Origin of the sequence: Candidatus Accumulibacter contiguus (assembly GCF_012940005.1) — a bacterium.
Lineage (GTDB): Bacteria > Pseudomonadota > Gammaproteobacteria > Burkholderiales > Rhodocyclaceae > Accumulibacter > Accumulibacter contiguus.
Genome location: NZ_SPMX01000006.1, coordinates 260,070 through 278,179, shown reverse-complemented (window position 1 = coordinate 278,179; position 18,110 = coordinate 260,070). Strand labels below are relative to the sequence as shown.

Sequence of the window (18,110 nt, the reverse complement as noted above, 5' to 3'; positions counted from 1 at the left end):
CGCCAGTCCGTCGCGGGATTGTCCAGCAGCCGGTAGGCCGCTTTGGTTTCCGCCCAACCCCCGCAAGCCACCGGGATGCTTCCGGTCGGTTGTGCCGACAGATCATCCACCAGCTTGATCAAGCGCCGCGTCCGCCGCGCATCCCCCAAATCCAGATCCTTGAACTCCTCCGCTGCCCAACCCATGCCATACCTCCGCAAGATTACGAAATATACGTTTTAACAACAGCTTGAAAACTGTTGCCGTTTGCATATATGGGGTGGGTAAGCGGAAATGCAACAGCGTTTGCTATCGCGTTGGAGTCAAGCCACGCCGCGCGCTCCTATGTCAAGTGAGTTGTGGGTAATCGGGTGCCTTCTAGCCTCTCTGTTTGGGAGCCGGTTCGGACAAAGAATTCTTCAACTTCAGGATCATCCTTTTTTTTTCTTGACCTTTGCGAATACCTTCTGATCGCTAGGTATACATTTCACGTAGAACACATGCTTATCTTGAATCGGGACAACATGGCCGAACACGAAGGCTGCGTAAAACTGTATTCCAATCTTCGTCCGCATCAGGTTTGAGAAGTGCTTCTGAAACTCATCGAGGTTCTTGAACTTATCTGCTTCAATTCCTAGGCATTCGCCGTTATCCGTTACTCCTATAACTAGCTCACCACCGTCTTTATTCAGAAATCCACAGACAGTCTTCAGAACTTCACCCTCGATGACATATTGAGGTGTATCTTGTTTAGGCGGCAAGCTTACCCGAAGGGTGGATTTAAATTCGAGATGTGGCCCCTCACCGCGTTTAATGAGTGCGAAAACGTCGCCGGGTTCCGGTGCTTGTCGCCATGAGCCATTCATGCCTTTGTTTTTGTCGTCTACATAAGTATTATCGGATGGAAGCATTTGCTGATCAATTGACGATTCTTTGTTTTCTGTTGCATCTAGCCTAACCTTTAGCGCAGCCAATGCAGCACGCAGCCGTTCAACATGGAATTGAAGAAGCCATCGGTTATAAAGAATGTTTCCAAATTCTTGAGGTGCACTTTCTTCACTTATTTGATCCTTTACGCTGTCAAAAAACGACATTTGCGGACTGCAATTTCGGATCGAGTTCATAGATCAAGACCTGAATCACTTCAATACTGCGATGAGAACCACGCTCGACCAATGCATCAAGAATGCGTAAAAAATGAGTTGGGGTTTGACCGTTGCTAACGTGGTCGTAGATAATTTCTACTAATTGCTTCTCCACATCTTCATCATCAATCAATCCGACGAACCTATACCACTCTTCACGGCAAAGATTAAGAGTTTCCCTTCCTGCATCGAATATTCTTTTGGAGTTGGTCGCTGCAATAACTTTAGAGAGCAATTCGCTTGTAAGCCGGCGGCTCGCTCCTCGCTCGATTGCTTCTGCAATATCAGGTGCAAGCGACTCCGTAAGACGCCCCTGCTGGAGGAGTGTCTCCAGCAATTGCGGTAGTTCATCACGCTGAATTCGCTTTAACTTGAATCGGTAGGATGCGAGTTCTATTTCAGGTATTTGGTTCGACGTCATCTCTGGGCCATGAAATGTAATCAGGTTGCTTCGACATACAATTAGCGCTGAAACCCGCTAAACACAGTCTCCCGAACCAGCAGTGTTGTACTACCGTCACTGACTGCTCACCCCTGGAAACTGTCAGACGCCGCCTAGAACATGGCTCATTCTAGCTTGGGGTACGTGAGCATTACCGTGAGCAGTTCAGCGCCTTCTATAGCCGCTGTCGCCCCTGACAGCCCCCCACTTCTTGAGACTCACGCAGCGCTGTTCAGCGGAACAGGACGCTTCGATTGTATCCTGCCGTGGAAGCGAATGGGGATGCCTGAGCTACCGATCTGTGCTTTAGAATGTTCCTGCGTGTGCTTAGACACTGGTCTGCGTTAGCGTACCGCGGAAGAGCTCTTCAGCGACAATCAGGCGATTCTGTGCATCCAGCCACAAGGCAAGGAAGACCTCGTGCTCCAGGCCCGCGAGATGCAGCCGCAGGTAGTCGCGTACGGCACCAGGAGAGGCAAAGGTGAGTCCCTGGCGCATTTCCTCGCCGAGCGCGCGCCGAGCCATTTCCAGGACTGCCTGCAATTGGGCGTACTTCGCCGGCCCCATGCCGGGCACCGCAGAAAACTCCGCCTGGCTGGCAGCGAACATGCGGTTCAGGCCGCAGAATCGACCGATCAGCTCGCGCCCCAGATCGACGGCGCTTTTTCCCTTGACGCCGACACGCAGGAAAATTGCCAGCAATTCGGCATCCGACAAGGATGCCGCACCATGGGCGAGCAAGCGTTCACGTGGTCGCTCGTCCTCTGGCCAGTCGCTAATCGCCATCTTGTTACCCCCAGCAATGTGCTGCCATGCATTCTAACGGTCATGACTGTTGCAGGCACCCCCGATGATGGAAGTCATGACCGTTTCCCTTCCTTGCAGGGCGCATGATTGACGCAGTCGCAAAGGCAGGCTACTGTCTCGACTCCGAAGAGGTATCTAGCTCTGGACTCTGATGGCTGATTCATCACCAACACTCTCCATTCATCCATTGCTGCAAACCCCCTCTGCTCACTGGCAGGCAATGGTACGCCTCTACCGCGCCGTTACCCTGGGCGGACTGTTGCTGGCCGCGCTGCCGCTGGCCCTCGATAGTCCGCAGCCAGCCGGTCCGGCTGGCCTCATCAGCCTGCTGGTAATCGCCGCGCTACTGCTGCAGGCGCCGCTGCTGGTCATCAACGCCTTCCGTCGTCGGCTGCTTCGGCAAGTATCCGCCGTGATCGCCACCGTACCGGGTCACCCGGTTCAACTGCAGACGGAAACCACCGCCCGCGAGCTCGTTGTCCGCCTGGTCGAGCATCACGATAACGAATCCAAAGAATCGATCCGCATCCGCTGTGACCAGGTCGTTGGCGACAGCGTGCCGCCGACCAATATCGCGGTGGCCGCCATGCAGTATCGCGTCGATCCGGAAACGTCGGCGACAGCAGCTCCGGCCAGGTTCGCCATTGTCTGGGATCGAGGCGTGCTGTGGGGGCAAGCGCCCGATGCGCTGCGCGACCGGTGCAACAGGTGGCTCGGTGTGGCGGTCGTGGTGCTGGTTCTCGAAGGCATCCTTGCGGTCACTGCTGCGACATACTGGAACGACTATCGTACCCTGTCGGCCGAGTGGCAACGGGCCGAGGCCACGCGCGCCTGGCCCGTGACCGAAGGACAGCTACGCAGCATTCGCCTCAACGAAACCCGGGTGAGTGTCGGGCGCGGCTGGCGCCCAGCATGGGTGGCCGAGATCCATTACCGCTATCGCGTCGGCAATATCGTCCATGCTGGCGACGTCATCCGCCTGGGCATGCGCCCGAACCGCGACAAGGTAGCGGTCGAGCAGCGGCTGGAGGCGTATTCAATGCAGCTGCAGGGTGGCGGCACGGTGGCCGTTTTTCACGATCCGCAGGCGCCCGGCAATGCCGTCCTGGAAACGGGAGCAGACCCAGCGCTCGCCACCCTCCTTGGCGACGCGCTTGCCGGCGTCTGGATCTGCGTCATTCTCGGCTTGCTGGTGCTGACGGGCCTGCCGCTGGGGATTCTCTGGCTGACCCTTCGGGCAAGATCAGGAGGCGAACCAGGGCAACCGCATGGCTGACCTGCCAAAGGGCCCCGCGAGGCTGACCAGCGTCGTCGATTACCATGCTGTCGGCAGCGTGTTGCGGGAGGTGCTTTTTCCGCCGATGACTGTCGGAATATTCCTGACCCGGGCTGGCCGCGTGCTGCTGGGGCTGGCGGCCTGGATGGTCACTGCCCTGGCCATCGCCCTGGCCCTGATGAGATTCGATGTCGCGCGCACGACGGCAGGTACGCTCGGCGTGCTTGCACCGGTGATCATCGTGATCGTGCTCAACGGCTTGGGTATCTTCAATCGCCGTGGGGCCGGCGCAAAGCATCTCCGACAATTTCAGGAATGGCTTGCGGCCGTCGCCAGCCGGGGCATCGGCCTGGATGCCGCCCACATCGTTGCAGCGCATGTCGATGCTGACCAGGTGCTGCAGCTGCAGGTCAGCGACGCCTGGCTGCAGCAAGCGACGGACAAGCGGCTGCGCGATCTGTCGCAGTGGTACTATCTGTGGAACTGGAGCCTCGCCAGCCACGAGGGCACAAGCGCTGTGCGTATTGCCCTGCGTGACGCGTCCGGCCAGGCGGTTGGCGGTACCGGACCGCAGGGTGGCGATGAGGTGTGGCTCTCTGTTCTGGCTCGGCAGAGCGCCGACCTGGCGCGGTGACCATCAGCCAACGCCAATCATGCCCCGGAGGTCTTCCCGATGACTCGTTTCAGTCTACGCATACAACTTCTGCTGGTGACCCTTGCCCTGGCTACCGGCTTCCTGGTTTTCGGCGTCTGGACCTGGCATACGATCAACCAGACCAAGGTCGGTGGCCCGAACTACAATCGCATCGTCCTCTACAAGGATCTGGTCGCGGACATCCTCCCGCCACCCAACTACATCATCGAATCCTACCTCACCGCGCTGCAGATCGTCGACCCCGACCGGGTGGACGAACGTGCCGCACTGATTGGCAAGTTGCAGCAACTGCGACAGGACTACGACGGGCGTCACAGGTTCTGGTCCGGACAGCAATTGCCCGAAGGCATCAAGACCCGTTTCCTGAACGATGCACATGCGCCGGCGATGCGATTTTTTGAAATTGCCGACAAGGAGTTCGTTCCTGCCGTCCAGTCTGGTGACGCGACGACGGCGCGCACGTCCCTGAACAAACTCGCGACGCACTATGCTGAACATCGCAAGGCCATCGATGACGTGGTTTCCCTGAGCACCCGGGAACAAACAGAGGTCGAGACTGGCACGGCCGCCACCACCCAATCCGACCTGCGCGTGTTGCTGCTGGTGTTTGTCTTGAGTGCTACGCTCGCCGCCGCCGCCAACTACTTCTTTGGCAAATCGCTGCTGGCGGGCATCAGGGAGGCGAGCCAGCATTTGGGCAATATCGCCAGCGGTGCGCTCGACCAGCAAGCACAAGCCAGCGAGCGCGCCGATGAAATCGGTGACCTGCTGCGTTCCCTCGACACCACGACCAGCAACCTGCGGCGGACAGTCGGGGAAATTCGTGCCGCGGCCCAGACGGTCAGCGCTTCTGCCGCGCAGCTCTCATCGACGATCGCCACGGTCGCCGACAGCGCGCGCGTTCAGAGTGCGTCGGTCAGTGCCATGGTGTCCACTGTGGAACAGATGTCGAGCGGCATCTCGGTGATGGCCGCACAATCCGATGCGGCAAAGATCAAGGTTCAGCAGGCTGGGGAACGCTGCGATCAGGGCAGCGCCGAAATCACCAGCACGACGCGGGTGGTCGAGCACCTCGCGAGCGATGTTCAAGGCACCGCGGATTCGATGCTGTCACTCGGTGAACATTCCCGTGAGATTTCCAGCATCGTTGGCGTGATTCGCGAGATCGCCGACCAGACCAATCTGCTTGCCCTGAACGCGGCCATCGAAGCGGCCCGCGCTGGCGAACAGGGGCGAGGCTTTGCGGTCGTCGCCGACGAGGTGAGAAAACTCGCCGAACGTACCGCCCAATCGACCGACCGCATCACGGCGATGATCACCCAGGTCCAGTCAGGGATCGAGAGCGCCATCGATGCAATGGGTGCGGGATCGGAAAAGGCACGCGAAAGCATTCACTCCGTCCAGGCGACCAAGGCGACGATGGACGCCATTGCCGCCGAAACCGGCATGCTGGTCAGCCATATTCAGCAGATTGCCCAAGGACTCGGCGCGCAAAGCCAAAGCAGTGGCGAAATTGCCGCTGCGGTCGCAAGTATCGCAACCGGATCCCAGGAGAACAGTTCGGCCGCCGCGCAGGTGTCCGCTACGGCGACCGATCTCGCCACGACAGCGCATCGCCTGCGTGCAGCAGCCGAGTTCTTTCGCATTTAACGGTCATGATCTAGAGCAGCCCTATGGAACTCGCGGGAAAACGTATCGTCCTTGGCGTCAGCGGTGGCATTGCGGCCTACAAGGCAGCTGAACTGGTCCGCCTGCTGCTCAGGGAAGGCGCCTCGGTGCAGGTGGTGATGAGCGAAGCGGCGACGCACTTTGTCACGCCGGTCACATTCCAGGCACTCTCCGGCAAGCCGGTGTTTACCGATCAGTGGGATCCGCGAGTAGCCAACAACATGGCTCACATCGACCTGTCGCGGGAAGCCGACGCGCTGCTGGTCGCACCCGCCTCGGCTGACTTTCTCGCCAAAGTGGCCAATGGACTGGCCGATGACCTGTTGACCACTCTGGTCCTGGCACGCGACTGCCGACTTCTGGTTGCTCCGGCAATGAACCGCCAGATGTGGGAAAACCCGGCGACTGGTCGCAACATTGCCAGCCTGCGCGCCGATGGCGTGGACATCCTCGGTCCGGCCTGTGGCGATCAGGCTTGTGGTGAGACCGGGCTGGGGCGGATGCTCGAAGCGGAAGACATCCTTGCCGAGATGATTGCCCACTTTCAGCCGAAGTGGCTCGCCGGCAAGCACGTGCTGCTGACCGCGGGGCCGACCTTCGAGGCAATCGACCCGGTACGGGGAATTACCAACCTGTCGACCGGGAAAATGGGCTATGCCATTGCCCGCGCCGCCCGCGAAGCGGGTGCACAGGTGACCCTGGTTTCCGGCCCGGTCAGCCTGTCCTGCCCGCAGGGAGTCCGCCGCATCGAGGTCAGCAGTGCCCTGCAGATGCACGCCGCGGTGCACCAACAGGTCGCCGGCAATGACGTCTTCATCGCAGTCGCCGCAGTCGCCGATTACCGTCCCGCCAGACCCATCGCGCAAAAGATCAAAAAGGGCGAACAGGCGACGCCGCCGTCGATCGAATTGGTGCAGAACCCGGACATTCTTGCCGAGGTCGCTGCGCTGCGCGCACCACCGCTCTGCGTGGGTTTTGCTGCCGAGAGCGAGAACCTGCACGAATATGCGGAAAGCAAACGGCGTAGCAAGAAAATTCCGCTGCTCGTCGGTAACCTGATTGCCGACGGCTTTGGCGGCGACGACAGCAAGCTGATTCTCTTTGACGATGACGGCCAACACCCGCTGGCACCGGCACCCAAGCTGCAGCTCGCACGCCAGCTCGTAACCCGCATTGCCGCCCTGCTCGAGAAACGCCAATGACCAGCCGGGACCTGCGGGTAGACGTCAAGCTGCTCGACTCCCGACTGCGTGACCATCCGCCGCATTATGCCACCCCCGGCTCGGCCGGACTTGACCTGCGAGCGTGCATCGATACTCCAGTAGAAATCCAGCCGGGCGAAACGCTGCTGATTCCGACCGGTATCGCAATCCATCTTGCCGATCCGGGGCTGGCCGCGATGATCCTGCCACGCTCTGGCCTCGGCCACAAACATGGCATCGTTTTGGGCAACCTGGTCGGACTGATCGACTCCGACTATCAGGGAGAGATCATGGTCTCGACCTGGAACCGCGGCAAGGAAGCCTTTACGCTCTGTCCGCTCGATCGCCTGGCGCAACTGGTGGTGGTGCCGGTGTTGCAGATGGATTTCAAGGTCGTCGAGGAATTCCCGGCCAGCCCGCGCGGTGACGGCGGTTTCGGAAGCACAGGGCATAGCTGAGCCCAGTGCTCAGCAAAAGCGCGGCGCCCGGTATCACTGTACTTGCTGAGCACGCTCTTCCCCGCTCTTCCCCGCTCTTCCCCGCTCTTGGCGCTTGCTGGCCAGGCCCCCAATGCATTGGTAATGCCAAAAAAAAGCGCGGCTCGTTGGAACCGCGCTAAATCCACACCAAAGGAGGAGGGTGGAGGAGACAGGGGAAGCAGGCTGGAAGTGCTTGACTGGCCTAACTGCAAAGTGATTACGTTGAAGAGATTATGGATCATCCTACGCTGAACTTCAAGTATTTTTTGTGCGCTGCGCCATTTTTTTTTCCCGGCCGGGTTCGCTGGATGTCTCTTTAAATTGAAATTATTTATGTTCAATAGTTTGGTGTTAGATTAGTACATTGATTCCATATTTCATAACTGATAATGGCAGTATTTAAGCGCCAGCTCCCGTAGAATTGTTGCGATGCAACAGCAATTTTGCCGGGCTCTGCGGCAACACTTCCAGCTACAATCGATGTCCGCGGCGAAAGTTCAGCGCCCGTTCATTGGTCGCCGACGACCACAGGGTCGGATTTGCTTGTCGAGGTCTGACGCTTGGTCATTTGGTCATGCCCGTCTGGAAAAGGAGCAACGCATGGAATGCAAGGTAAGGTGGACCGGCGACGGGATGTCTTTTGTCGCTGAAACGGGGAGCAACCACACCGTGGTGATGGATGGGGCTCCCGAGGCCGGTGGGCGGAACCTGGCGCCGCGACCGATGGAATTGTTGCTTGCCGGAACGGGGGGATGTAGCGCGTTCGACGTTGTCCTGATTCTGAGGAAGGGGCGTCACGCAGTGACCGGATGTGAAGTCGTCCTGCAGGCTGAGCGTGCAGAGGCCGAGCCAAGAGTCTTTACCCGCATCCATTTCCATTTTCGCGTGAGTGGGAAGCAACTGAAACCGGAAGCGGTTGCGCGTGCCATCGAGTTATCGAAGGACAAGTACTGCTCTGCCTCGATCATGCTCGGCAAAACCGCCGAGATCACACACGACTTCGAGATTGTCGATGCTTAAATGTAGTACGCGGTACGAGTCATCGTTCGCGACGCCAGTTTCATGAGCAGGATGGTCGGCGTCGGCAATTCACGTGCGCCAAGGCGCACGGCGGTTTCGGCGTGCGCGATCTCGTCGAGCCGCATCTGCGTCACGATCGCGCGTGACCGGATGTCCTGGCTCGGCAACTCGCTCAGGTGATGGTCCAGGTGTGCTTCGACCTGTCTTTCGGTCTCGGCGAGAAATCCCAGGCTCCAGGGGTCGCCCAGCTTGCCGGCGGCTATTCCGATACCCAGCGCACCAAGGTACCAGAGCGGGTTCAACAGGCTTGGGCGTTCTCCGAGTTCAACCAGGCGGCGCTCGGTCCAGGCCAGATGTTCGGTTTCCTCGTCTGCCGCTTTCGCCAGTGCTTGCCGAAGGGTCTGATCGTCGCAGCTCAGTGCCTGACCCTGGTACAGTGCCTGTGCGCAGACCTCACCGACGTGGTTGATGCGCATCAGGGCGCCAGCATGGGCACGCTCGCGGTCAGACAATTCGGCTTCCGGCGCCTTGCTCCCCGGCATTTCGCGAGTGGTCTGTGCCGGCGCAAAAAGCGTGCGCAAGGCCTTGTCAAATTCGATGACAAATCGGTCGGTAATCATCAGCAGCCTCTGCCGTCGCGGTTCAAGTGCAGCAATGATCGATACTAGCGGCGCATCATCGATGGGTGGCCACCACGGCGCAGCGCCTCGCGGACTTCGTCAACATTGCGAATGGTGATGCCAACAGGGCAGAAAAAATCGGTATACAGCTCGGCGTGGTGTCGATTGAGCGAGTTGTCCACGATTTTTACCCACTGATCGCCGCGCGCCTTTGACCATGTCCTGTCCGAGCGGCCAAGGGCATAAATCCGACGTTCGGCAGTCGCACAGTTGATTGCCTCGAAGCTCACATTCTGGGCGCCGGAAGGACTGACGATCACCAAAGTGTAGCGAAAGATGCCGTCGCTGCTGATGCTCAGCGATTCGCTGTCAATCATGAACTGGTTGTCGGTCATCGCACTGACCGCAAAAGGGATCAGCTTGTCCGGTTGCGGAAACGCGGGCAATTGCAGCTCGCCCGGTATCTCGCGCTTTTCCTCGAAATCACGCGGAGCACTGGCCGACCAGCCTGCCGAAGGAAGCACCGCAGCTACCACCCCAAGCCAGCCTGCAAACATTCCGATCGACAAGCGTCGGCGGGTTCGCGGGCGCTTCTGCAGCGCTTCCAAAGAACGATTCATTCCTCGTTTACGATTTCAGCGGGCGCAGGATCCTGGCCATGCGGGGAGGCATGGCGCCCACGACGGTGATCCGAATTGAGAAAACGGGCGAGTTCATTCAAGGCCTGCTCATAGACCCGGCGCTTGAACTCGATCACCGCGTCAAGCGAGACCCAGTAGGTGTTCCAACGCCAGGCATCAAATTCGGGATGATCGCAGGAGCGCAGGGAAACATCGCAGTCACGCCCAACGAGACGAAGCAAAAACCAGATCTGTTTTTGCCCTCGGTAACTGCCACGCCATTCGCGTCTTACCCAGTGCGTCGGCACTTCGTAACGCAACCAGTCCTTGGTCCGACCGAGAATATACACGTGCTCGGGCAGCAAGCCGATTTCTTCATGCAACTCCCGGTACATCGCCTGTTCGGGTGTTTCGCCCCGCTTGATGCCACCTTGCGGAAACTGCCATGAATGTTCTCGGATACGCTTGCCCCAGAAGACCTCGTTCCTGGCGTTACAAAGAATGATGCCGACGTTCGGGCGATAGCCTTCACGGTCAAGCATTTCTAGAACCTGCAAATTGATTAGTTAAAGTATTTTTCCATACTTTGCTGCGCTTGCAAAGCATGGCGTAGCCCTTGGGCCAAGGCCGGCCCATCACTTTGCCGCAGCTGTCGCTCACCTTGCCCGGCAACACCGCCTCTTTGTACAATGATTGGCATCGCGGTTTGGCCATCCGTCTAGTAGAATCGCGGCTTCTTTCCTGTCCAAGCCATTGCCATGCGCACTTCCAGGTTTTTCCTGTCAACGCTCAAAGAAGCACCCTCTGATGCTGAAGTCATCAGTCACCAGCTGATGCTGCGCGCCGGGATGATCAAACGGCTGGCGGGCGGGATCTACACCTGGATGCCACTCGGGCTGCGCGTGCTGCGCAAGGTGGAGAAGATCATCCGTGAAGAGATGAATGGCGCTGGGGCGATCGAGTTGTCGATGCCGGCAGTGCAGCCAGCAGAACTGTGGCAGGAGTCCGGGCGCTGGGAGAAGTATGGTCCCGAACTGCTGCGCTGCAAGGATCGGCACCAGCGCGATTTCGTCATTGGTCCGACGCACGAAGAGGTGATTACCGATGTCGTACGCAAGGAGGTGAAGAGCTACCGCCAGTTGCCCGTGCACTTCTACCAGGTACAGGTCAAGTTTCGCGACGAAATCCGGCCGCGTTTCGGTGTCATGCGCGGCCGCGAATTCCTGATGAAAGACGGGTACTCGTTCCACAGCAGTTTCGATGACCTGCAGCGCGAATACCGCAACATGTTCGACACCTATACGCGGATATTCACTCGTCTCGGACTGAAGTTCCGTGCCGTCGCTGCCGACACCGGCTCGATCGGCGGCACCGGATCGCACGAGTTTCACGTCCTGGCGGATTCCGGCGAGGACGCACTGGCGTATTGTCCGGATTCGGATTTTGCTGCCAACGTCGAGCTGGCCGAGGCCCTGGCCCCGTCGGAGGGGCGCGCTGCGGCGGCTGCCGACCTGCAGAAGGTCGCCACACCGGGCCGTATCACCTGTGAGGAGGTCGCCGCATTCCTCGATATTCCGGTAACCCGGATGGTCAAGGCGATCGCCATCGTATGGAATGGCAAGGCCGAAGGTTTCGCTGGGCTTGCGTTGATTCTGCTGCGTGGAGACCATCATCTGAACGAACTCAAGGCTCAGAAGACCATCGGCGAGTTCCGCTTCGCGCGCGACGACGAGATCATCGCCGCTCTCGGCTGTCCGCCCGGCTACATTGGTCCCGTCGGTATAGCCAACATACCGGTCTTCGCCGATCGCAGTGTGGCGGTGATGAGCGACTTCGTTTGCGGCGCCAATGCAAAGGGTTTCCATCTTGTCGGCGTCAACTTCGTTCGCGATCTGGTCGACCCGATGCTGGTCGGCGATTTTCGGGATGTCGTCGCCGGTGACCGGTCTCCGGACGGCCGGGGTAGGATCGAACTGTGTCGTGGCATTGAAGTGGGGCATATTTTCCAGTTGCGCAGCAAGTACGCCGAGGCACTCAAATGCAGCTTCCTCGACGAATGCGGTCAGAGCCGGTTCATGGAAATGGGTTGTTACGGCATTGGCGTGACCCGCGTCGTCGGGGCGGCCATCGAGCAGGGGCATGATCAACGTGGCATCATTTTCCCGGCGGCGATCGCTCCGTTCCAGGTGTGCATCGTTCCCATGGCTTATGCCAAGAGCGATGCGGTGAGGGCGGCAGCCGACGCCTTGTACGCCGAACTGACGCACGCCGGCATCGACGTTCTGCTCGACGACCGCGACGAGCGTCCAGGCGTGATGTTCGCCGAAATGGAACTGATCGGCATTCCACACCGCGTGCTTGTCGGTGAACGCGGACTCGCAGCAGGAAAGTTCGAATACAAGGGGCGGATCGACGCCGAATCGCAGCTGCTGCCGATGACCGAGATTCGCCAGTTCCTGCAGGACCGCCTGTGCGCTGCGTAGCGGCACTGTTCGCGCTGCTGCTGTCACTGGCTGTACACGCCGGAGCGCAGAAGTATGAACCCCTCTCGGCGAGTGTGCAGTCGGCACTGTCGAGAACGGTCTCGGACCGGGCGCCGCCGAGAAGTTCCTTTCAGGACTCGATGGATGCGATCGACTGGTTGACCGAGATGTCAGGCAGGCTTGAAAAACGCATCCCTGACCGTGAAGCACGTTTCGAATTCCTGCGTTCGGTGCACTACGAAGCAACGCGCGCGGGTCTCGATCCCCAACTGGTGCTCGGCCTGATCCATGTCGAAAGCGGTTTCAAGAAATACGCGGTATCAAGCGCTGGTGCGCGGGGTTTCATGCAGGTGATGCCGTTCTGGATCAAGATCGTCGGAAGCGGCGACGACAACCTCTTTCACTTGCGCACCAATCTGCGTTACGGGTGTACCATTCTTCGTCACTATCTCGACATCGAGCGCGGCGACCTTTACCGCGCGCTGGGCCGTTACAATGGCAGTCTCGGCCAGCCCGCATACCCGAACATGGTACGCATGGCCTGGCAGAACCAGTGGTCCTACGCGAAGAGCAAGCTGGCTCTGCGTTGACTTTGCTGAGCAGGGGTTGCCCCGGCATCATCGCATCCCCGGTAACATCCCCTTGATGCCACGCATCAGCTGCGCCATGCCTCCTCTGGAGAACTGCTTCATCATTTTCTGTGCCTGCTCGAACTGTTTGAGCAGACGGTTGACCTCTTGCACCTGAACCCCGGCACCCAGAGCAATGCGGCGCTTGCGCGCGGCCTTGAGCAACTCGGGCCGGCAGCGCTCGGTAGGGGTCATCGAATTGATGATGCCTTCAATTCTCGCGACCGCTTTCTCCTCTCCGCCTGCCGGTAGCTGACCGGCCCCCTGCGAGAATTGCGCCGGCAGTTTCTCGATCATCGAAGACAGGCCGCCCATCTTGCGCATCTGGCCGATCTGGTCCTTGAAATCGTTGAGATCAAAGCCCTTGCCTGACTTCAGCTTCTTCGCGAAATCAAGCGCCTTTTCCTCGTCGATGCCCTTCTGCGCATCCTCGATCAGCGACAGCACGTCGCCCATGCCGAGGATTCGCGAAGCCATCCGCTCCGGGTGAAAGGCTTCGAGTCCCGTCAGTTTTTCGCCGACCCCGGCAAACTTGATCGGTTGGCCGGTGACGTGCCGAACCGAAAGTGCGGCACCGCCGCGTGCGTCGCCATCGAGCTTGGTGAGAATGATGCCGGTCAGCGGTAGCGCATCGCTGAACGCCCGCGCGGTATGGATGGCATCCTGACCGAGCATCGCATCGACGACGAACAGGGTTTCGATGGGTCTGGTGGCGGCGTGAATTTCGGCGATTTCCTTCATCATCGCCTCGTCGATTGCCAGGCGACCGGCGGTATCCACGAGCAGGACATCGTGATAGTGCCGCTTTGCCCAGTCGACCGCCTGGCGCGCGATATCGACCGGCTGGTCAGTCGTCGCCGAGGGAAAGAAATCGGCGCCCGCCTGTGCGGCAACCGTTTTCAACTGCTCGATCGCTGCTGGGCGGTAGACGTCGCAGGAAACCACGAGGACCTTCTTCCTTTGTGTCTCGCGCAACATCTTGGCAAGCTTGCCGACCGTAGTGGTTTTACCGGAGCCCTGCAGGCCGGCCATCAGGACGATCGCCGGCGGCTGGGTGGCCAGATTCAGCCCCGTATGAGCCTCGCCCATCAGCCTGGTGAGTTCGCGATGGACGACACCGACCAGTGCCTGTCCCGGGCTCAGCGAGCCGATCACTTCCTCGCCAACCGCCTTTTCCCGTACGGCGGCGATCAGAGCCTTGATTGCGGGCAAGGCGACGTCCGCCTCGAGCAAGGCGAGGCGAACCTCGCGCAAGGCATCGGCGATATTGGTTTCCGTCAGGCGCGCTTCGCCGCGCAGCGTCTTCATGACACGGGCAAGGCGTTGAGTCAGGTTGTCGAGCATTTGAATTCCGGCTTGGTGTAGACTTCAAGAATGTCAGACATTCTACTTCACCTTCTCCCGCACGTCCTTGCCTCGCTGCTCTACACCGCCCTCGGCATCCATTTCTGGCAGACGCGCTGGCGTGAAACCAGACAGCCACTGCTTACCCTGCCGATGCAGCCCTGGGAGCGCGCGGCCATCTTCGGCGCCCTGGCGGTGCAGGGCATTGGCCTGTACGCAGGGCTGTTCAGCGCGGGCGGCATGCGCTTCTCATTCAGTTTCGCGCTCTCCCTGATGCTCTGGCTGGCCGTCCTGATTTACTGGCTGGAGAGTTTTCGCTCACGTATGGACGGACTGCAGCCGATGGTCCTGCCACTCGCGGCGATCGCTGCCCTGGCGCCGGCACTGTTTCCTCAACTGCGGGAAGTGGCCAATGCCAATGCCTGGGGCTTTCAGCTTCATTTCCTGACGGCAATGCTCGCCTACAGTCTATTTACGCTGTCCGCACTGCACGCCGTGTTCATGGGTTTTGCCGAACGTAAGCTGCACCAGCGGGCGGTCACCAGAAGCCTGACCAGTCTGCCGCCGATCCTGACCATGGAAGCACTGTTGTTTCGCATGATTCTCGTCGCCTTCTGCCTGCTCACGGCCGCGCTGGTCAGCGGCGTCATGTTTTCCGAAGCTCTTTTTGGCAAGGCCATGGCTTTCGATCACAAGACCCTGTTTGCCTTTGCCTCGTGGGGAATCTTTGCCGCCCTGCTGGTCGGGCGTCGCGTGTATGGCTGGCGCGGCCGTGTCGCGCTACGCTGGACACTGGCCGGATTCATGGTGCTGTTGCTGGCGTACATCGGCAGCCGCTTTGTCGCCGAAGTCCTGCTCGGTCGACTCTGAAGCTGCTGCGTACGCGAGACCCGACGCTGGTCCGGTGTGGCGAAAGTCAGGCGGCTAGCGCCTGAGCGTTGTTCGCGAGTATCCCTTTCCAACAGAAAACTGAGTGCTCATCTAGCTAGCGTGGAACGACGCGTGCGTTCTCGCCGCTGCCTTCGACATACACTCGCTGGCCCTGGCGAAGACCCGGATTGACCGGCTGTGTCAGGGAAACCAACACGCCGTTGGCCACCCGGACAATAATTTGCTGGCCCTGGACAGGCTGCTCGTACTTTTTCTGGACTTCGTTGCCGACGAGAGCGCCTCCGACAGCACCGAGCACCATGGCCACATCGCGACCGGTGCCGCCACCGATCAGGCTGCCGATCCCGAGGCCGGCCACACCGCCGACAATCGCACCAACCCCCATATGGTGATTGCTCGGCAACTGCACCAGGGTGATCTGTTCGATCACCCCGCTGCGGATTTCCATCTGCTCCGGTTGCATCCCGGGTGCAGCACAGGCGGTCAGGAACAAGGCGAGGGCGAAAGCTGACAGGTACGACGAGATTTTCTGGAACATGGCGGACTCCTTGACAGGTTGGCGAGTTGAGAAGTGGTATGAAGGGCGCGATCTCGAAATCCAGCAGGAATGCCGCGAGCACGGCCTCCTTGGCCTTGCGCCAGCGGCTTTGCCGTACGCCGTAGCTCATGAGTATATACACAACCCTTGGGTCCAGACAATGGATTGGGACGATTGCCGGGCGCAAGCAGCTGTGGCCGCAAACCCGGCTTCTCCGATGGCCAGATGAATGCCTGTGGCTAGTCCAGTGCCGAGATAGACAACTTGCGCAGCCTGCTGCGCTGTTTGTGCTGGTGGGCATCCATACGCTCCAGCACGCCGTTGAGGAAGCGCACCGCCTCGACGATGAAGGGTCCCTTGTTGAGCATCACCGCCTCGGCCCGGCCGCTCATCACCGCGTCGGAGACCTCCGCACGTGTCGGAGCGCCGGTCTTGGCCAGACCCTCCAGTACCTGGGTCGCCCAGATCACCGGCACGTGCGCGGCCTCGCACAGCCAGAGGATCTCCTCCTGCACCTCGGCCAGCCGCTCGAAGCCCACTTCCACGGCCAGGTCGCCGCGTGCCACCATCACCCCCAGCGGCGGCGAGTGCATCGCGGTCAGCAGCAGCCGGGGCAGATTCTCGAAGGCCTCGCGGTTCTCGACCTTGAGCACCACGCCGATAGCCTGGCCGCCCAATCGCTGCAGATGCTCCTCCAGCAGCAGAATATCCTCTGGCGTGCGCACGAACGACAAGCCGACCATGTCCACGTGCTTCACCAGGAATTCCAGATCGTGCAGGTCCTTCTCGGTCAGGGCCGAGATCGAGAGTTCGGTGTCGGGCAGATTGATTCCCTTCTCCGGCCGCAGCTTGGCCGTGGTCACGCCGGTGTAGGCAATTTGCAGGACGATTTCCTCTCCGTCGTTGGCGAGCACCCGACTGCCGATCTTGCCATCGTCGAAGTGGATGATCTCGCCAGGTCTTGCTGCCGCGAAGGCGGCGTCCAGCGAGCAGTGAATGCGTGCCGCTTCGATCACCCGGCCGTCTGCGTCGCGCACGGCAGCCCGCCCGGGAACGTCATTGCGCGTCAGGATGAGGATGTCGCCGACCGCGAGTTCGATCGGCGAAACGACCTCCGGCAGGGGGCCGAAGCATCCTTCGGCGAGGAATTTCCCAGCGCGCACCAGGCGGGCCGGGGTTCCCTCTTCGACATAGGCGGTCTTGCCTGACGATGCCAATCGGGAGGCATTGCGAAGCTCGGTCACGATCAGCTCACGATGTTTTCCTCGGCAATCCTCGAACTCGATCACGTCGCCCGGAATCGCCTGTTCGAGCACCCCGCGCTCGATCGGCAGGACCAAGGCCACGCCGGGAGGAGCGGGCTCCACTGCATCTCTGGGCGTCAGCCAGATCTGGGCTGGCTCGATCACTGATCCGCGCAGGTCGCGGCGCGGCCGACACTTGAGCACACGCTCGATCGGCCCGATCATGCCGGTACGCAACTTTGGACCAGCCAGGTCCGCATAGATTTTGGCAGAGCGTCCGAGCTCTCTTTCCGCGCTGCGCAGGTTGTTGACCATGCCCAGCCAGGCCGTTTCGTCGTCGTGCGCGCAGTTGATGCGCAGCACGTCCATGCCGGCAGCCAAAAGGTTGCGCACCAGCAGGTAGTCCGATGCCGCTTCGCTGGGCATGGTCACCATGATGCGCACCGAGCGCTTGCCGGCCGGGGAACCCAGCAGAAGCTGGCTGTGGTGATCGAGAACGATCGTTCCGTCATCGATGCTCAACTGCGACAGCGGCGGATAGCCGGGTTGCCAGGGCCGGCCAGCCAGGGCATGCAGCGCCACCAGAAGCGCATCCAGCGAGCTCAGTATTTGCGCTTCCCGGCCGCCCAGTGAGGTCAGCCCCAGCGCCGTCAGCTCTTCCTGCAAGGGCCGCAGATCGCTCTGGCGCAGCGCCAGATAGTGCAGCAGGTTGCGAGCGCTGGCCTGATAACCTGGTTCGATGCTGTGGATCTCGTCGCGGTGGCTCTGCTCGAGCGCGATGGCACGCGCGCGCAGATCCCTGATCTTGGGGATCAGGCGTTCCGCCCGCGGGTGCCCGCGGCTGGCGATGAGCTGCGTGCTGATGAGTTGGCCTGTGTCCACCCGGCTGTATTCATTCATGGTGGGCATGCTTGTTTCGTCCTGCCTTGATGATTCATGGCGCGTTCCCCGTTCCTCTGATCGGCTGAGCTTAACCAGCCTCTGTGAAGGTATTGTGACGGTCGTGCAGAATCTTTCCTCGTTCCGTAAGGGACGACACGATGGCGAGGAAGATGGAACAAGCATGCT

The 18,110-nt window shown here is 60.1% G+C and carries 18 protein-coding genes and 1 pseudogene; 9 read left to right on the top strand and 10 right to left on the bottom strand.

Annotated features, from left to right (window positions below; translation table 11 throughout):
* The 4 genes and pseudogenes from E4Q08_RS03215 to E4Q08_RS03200 all read right to left on the bottom strand — a co-directional run.
* The coding region (locus tag E4Q08_RS03215) for an IS4/Tn5 family transposase DNA-binding protein (protein ID WP_169069310.1) at positions 1–185 on the bottom strand (185 nt) is incomplete at its 3' end.
* A gap of 225 nt (positions 186–410) precedes the next feature.
* Positions 411–1,073, bottom strand: a complete 663-nt coding sequence (locus tag E4Q08_RS03210; RefSeq protein ID WP_169069309.1) for an AlbA family DNA-binding domain-containing protein — start codon at positions 1,071–1,073, stop codon at positions 411–413.
* Positions 1,060–1,545 (bottom strand): hypothetical protein, encoded by a 486-nt coding sequence (locus tag E4Q08_RS03205; RefSeq protein WP_169069308.1) that lies wholly within the window; start codon positions 1,543–1,545, stop codon positions 1,060–1,062. The genes E4Q08_RS03210 and E4Q08_RS03205 overlap by 14 nt, the downstream gene beginning before the upstream one ends.
* Before the next feature lie 351 nt (positions 1,546–1,896).
* Positions 1,897–2,352 (bottom strand): annotated as a pseudogene (locus E4Q08_RS03200) (UPF0758 domain-containing protein); the annotation flags it as partial.
* 241 nt (positions 2,353–2,593) lie between these two features.
* Between E4Q08_RS03200 and E4Q08_RS03195 the strand changes: the two are divergent.
* The 6 genes from E4Q08_RS03195 to E4Q08_RS03170 all read left to right on the top strand — a co-directional run bounded on the left by E4Q08_RS03195 (position 2,594) and on the right by E4Q08_RS03170 (position 8,673).
* Positions 2,594–3,649 (top strand): DUF3592 domain-containing protein, encoded by a 1,056-nt coding sequence (locus tag E4Q08_RS03195; protein WP_169069307.1) that lies wholly within the window; start codon positions 2,594–2,596, stop codon positions 3,647–3,649.
* Positions 3,642–4,283 (top strand): hypothetical protein, encoded by a 642-nt coding sequence (locus E4Q08_RS03190; RefSeq protein ID WP_034911242.1) that lies wholly within the window; start codon positions 3,642–3,644, stop codon positions 4,281–4,283. The genes E4Q08_RS03195 and E4Q08_RS03190 overlap by 8 nt, the downstream gene beginning before the upstream one ends.
* Before the next feature lie 39 nt (positions 4,284–4,322).
* Positions 4,323–5,954 carry a methyl-accepting chemotaxis protein gene (locus E4Q08_RS03185; RefSeq protein WP_169069306.1) on the top strand — a complete coding sequence of 544 codons (1,632 nt, stop codon included), beginning with the start codon at positions 4,323–4,325 and terminating at the stop codon, positions 5,952–5,954.
* Positions 5,955–5,977: 23 nt separating this feature from the next.
* A complete protein-coding gene (gene coaBC / locus E4Q08_RS03180) occupies positions 5,978–7,174 on the top strand; it encodes a bifunctional phosphopantothenoylcysteine decarboxylase/phosphopantothenate--cysteine ligase CoaBC (RefSeq protein WP_169069305.1) in 1,197 nt (398 codons plus the stop codon).
* Positions 7,171–7,632 (top strand): dUTP diphosphatase, encoded by a 462-nt coding sequence (gene dut / locus E4Q08_RS03175; protein ID WP_034911247.1) that lies wholly within the window; start codon positions 7,171–7,173, stop codon positions 7,630–7,632. The genes coaBC and dut overlap by 4 nt, the downstream gene beginning before the upstream one ends.
* Before the next feature lie 621 nt (positions 7,633–8,253).
* The gene (locus E4Q08_RS03170; protein WP_034919130.1) at positions 8,254–8,673 is read left to right on the top strand and encodes an OsmC family protein; all 420 of its coding nucleotides are present in this window, start codon (positions 8,254–8,256) and stop codon (positions 8,671–8,673) included.
* Here the strand turns inward: E4Q08_RS03170 and coq7 are convergent.
* Genes coq7 through E4Q08_RS03155 form a run of 3 tightly spaced genes read right to left on the bottom strand, consistent with a single transcriptional unit; the run spans position 8,670 to position 10,455 of the window.
* Entirely contained in the window at positions 8,670–9,290 is a 621-nt protein-coding gene (coq7, locus tag E4Q08_RS03165) for a 2-polyprenyl-3-methyl-6-methoxy-1,4-benzoquinone monooxygenase (RefSeq protein ID WP_034919136.1), read from the bottom strand. The two genes, E4Q08_RS03170 and coq7, sit on opposite strands and share 4 nt — an antisense overlap.
* Before the next feature lie 47 nt (positions 9,291–9,337).
* Positions 9,338–9,913, bottom strand: a complete 576-nt coding sequence (locus E4Q08_RS03160; RefSeq protein ID WP_169069304.1) for a CNP1-like family protein — start codon at positions 9,911–9,913, stop codon at positions 9,338–9,340.
* Entirely contained in the window at positions 9,910–10,455 is a 546-nt protein-coding gene (locus tag E4Q08_RS03155) for an RNA pyrophosphohydrolase (protein ID WP_169069303.1), read from the bottom strand. The genes E4Q08_RS03160 and E4Q08_RS03155 overlap by 4 nt, the downstream gene beginning before the upstream one ends.
* 216 nt (positions 10,456–10,671) lie before the next feature.
* On the opposite strand from E4Q08_RS03155, the gene E4Q08_RS03150 reads away from it, so the two are divergent.
* Together E4Q08_RS03150 and E4Q08_RS03145 are read left to right on the top strand one after the other, a co-directional pair.
* Complete coding sequence (locus tag E4Q08_RS03150; protein WP_169069302.1) at positions 10,672–12,396, top strand: proline--tRNA ligase; 1,725 nt, start codon at positions 10,672–10,674, stop codon at positions 12,394–12,396.
* On the top strand, positions 12,384–12,986 hold the full coding sequence (locus tag E4Q08_RS03145; RefSeq protein WP_034913497.1) for a lytic transglycosylase domain-containing protein: 603 nt from the start codon (positions 12,384–12,386) through the stop codon (positions 12,984–12,986). Before E4Q08_RS03150 ends, E4Q08_RS03145 begins: the two co-directional genes overlap by 13 nt.
* A 27-nt stretch (positions 12,987–13,013) precedes the next feature.
* Here the strand turns inward: E4Q08_RS03145 and ffh are convergent, their stop codons facing one another.
* Positions 13,014–14,369: a signal recognition particle protein gene (ffh, locus tag E4Q08_RS03140; RefSeq protein ID WP_169069301.1), complete on the bottom strand. Its 1,356-nt coding sequence runs from the start codon at positions 14,367–14,369 to the stop codon at positions 13,014–13,016.
* Positions 14,370–14,399: 30 nt separating this feature from the next.
* Here ffh and E4Q08_RS03135 point away from each other — a divergent pair, with 30 nt between their 5' ends.
* Entirely contained in the window at positions 14,400–15,239 is an 840-nt protein-coding gene (locus E4Q08_RS03135; RefSeq protein ID WP_169069300.1) for a cytochrome C assembly family protein, read from the top strand.
* 115 nt (positions 15,240–15,354) lie between these two features.
* On the opposite strand, the gene E4Q08_RS03130 is transcribed toward E4Q08_RS03135, so the two are convergent.
* Together E4Q08_RS03130 and E4Q08_RS03125 are read right to left on the bottom strand one after the other, a co-directional pair.
* Entirely contained in the window at positions 15,355–15,798 is a 444-nt protein-coding gene (locus E4Q08_RS03130) for an outer membrane lipoprotein (RefSeq protein WP_034917794.1), read from the bottom strand.
* A 239-nt stretch (positions 15,799–16,037) separates the two neighbouring features.
* On the bottom strand, positions 16,038–17,942 hold the full coding sequence (locus E4Q08_RS03125) for a pyruvate kinase (RefSeq protein WP_169069299.1): 1,905 nt from the start codon (positions 17,940–17,942) through the stop codon (positions 16,038–16,040).
* Positions 17,943–18,110: the final 168 nt, after the last annotated feature.

What these genes read in the sequence shown, in the direction of transcription:
- E4Q08_RS03135 (WP_169069300.1), top strand. Translation starts at nt 14,400, where the DNA reads ATGTCAGACATTCTACTTCACCTTCTCCCGCACGTCCTTGCCTCGCTG.
- ffh (WP_169069301.1), bottom strand. Translation starts at nt 14,369, where the DNA reads ATGCTCGACAACCTGACTCAACGCCTTGCCCGTGTCATGAAGACGCTG.
- E4Q08_RS03130 (WP_034917794.1), bottom strand. Translation starts at nt 15,798, where the DNA reads ATGTTCCAGAAAATCTCGTCGTACCTGTCAGCTTTCGCCCTCGCCTTG.
- E4Q08_RS03155 (WP_169069303.1), bottom strand. Translation starts at nt 10,455, where the DNA reads ATGCTTGACCGTGAAGGCTATCGCCCGAACGTCGGCATCATTCTTTGT.
- dut (WP_034911247.1), top strand. Translation starts at nt 7,171, where the DNA reads ATGACCAGCCGGGACCTGCGGGTAGACGTCAAGCTGCTCGACTCCCGA.
- E4Q08_RS03190 (WP_034911242.1), top strand. Translation starts at nt 3,642, where the DNA reads ATGGCTGACCTGCCAAAGGGCCCCGCGAGGCTGACCAGCGTCGTCGAT.
- E4Q08_RS03195 (WP_169069307.1), top strand. Translation starts at nt 2,594, where the DNA reads ATGGTACGCCTCTACCGCGCCGTTACCCTGGGCGGACTGTTGCTGGCC.
- E4Q08_RS03125 (WP_169069299.1), bottom strand. Translation starts at nt 17,942, where the DNA reads ATGAATGAATACAGCCGGGTGGACACAGGCCAACTCATCAGCACGCAG.
- E4Q08_RS03150 (WP_169069302.1), top strand. Translation starts at nt 10,672, where the DNA reads ATGCGCACTTCCAGGTTTTTCCTGTCAACGCTCAAAGAAGCACCCTCT.
- E4Q08_RS03205 (WP_169069308.1), bottom strand. Translation starts at nt 1,545, where the DNA reads ATGACGTCGAACCAAATACCTGAAATAGAACTCGCATCCTACCGATTC.
- E4Q08_RS03185 (WP_169069306.1), top strand. Translation starts at nt 4,323, where the DNA reads ATGACTCGTTTCAGTCTACGCATACAACTTCTGCTGGTGACCCTTGCC.
- E4Q08_RS03210 (WP_169069309.1), bottom strand. Translation starts at nt 1,073, where the DNA reads ATGTCGTTTTTTGACAGCGTAAAGGATCAAATAAGTGAAGAAAGTGCA.
- E4Q08_RS03160 (WP_169069304.1), bottom strand. Translation starts at nt 9,913, where the DNA reads ATGAATCGTTCTTTGGAAGCGCTGCAGAAGCGCCCGCGAACCCGCCGA.
- E4Q08_RS03170 (WP_034919130.1), top strand. Translation starts at nt 8,254, where the DNA reads ATGGAATGCAAGGTAAGGTGGACCGGCGACGGGATGTCTTTTGTCGCT.
- coaBC (WP_169069305.1), top strand. Translation starts at nt 5,978, where the DNA reads ATGGAACTCGCGGGAAAACGTATCGTCCTTGGCGTCAGCGGTGGCATT.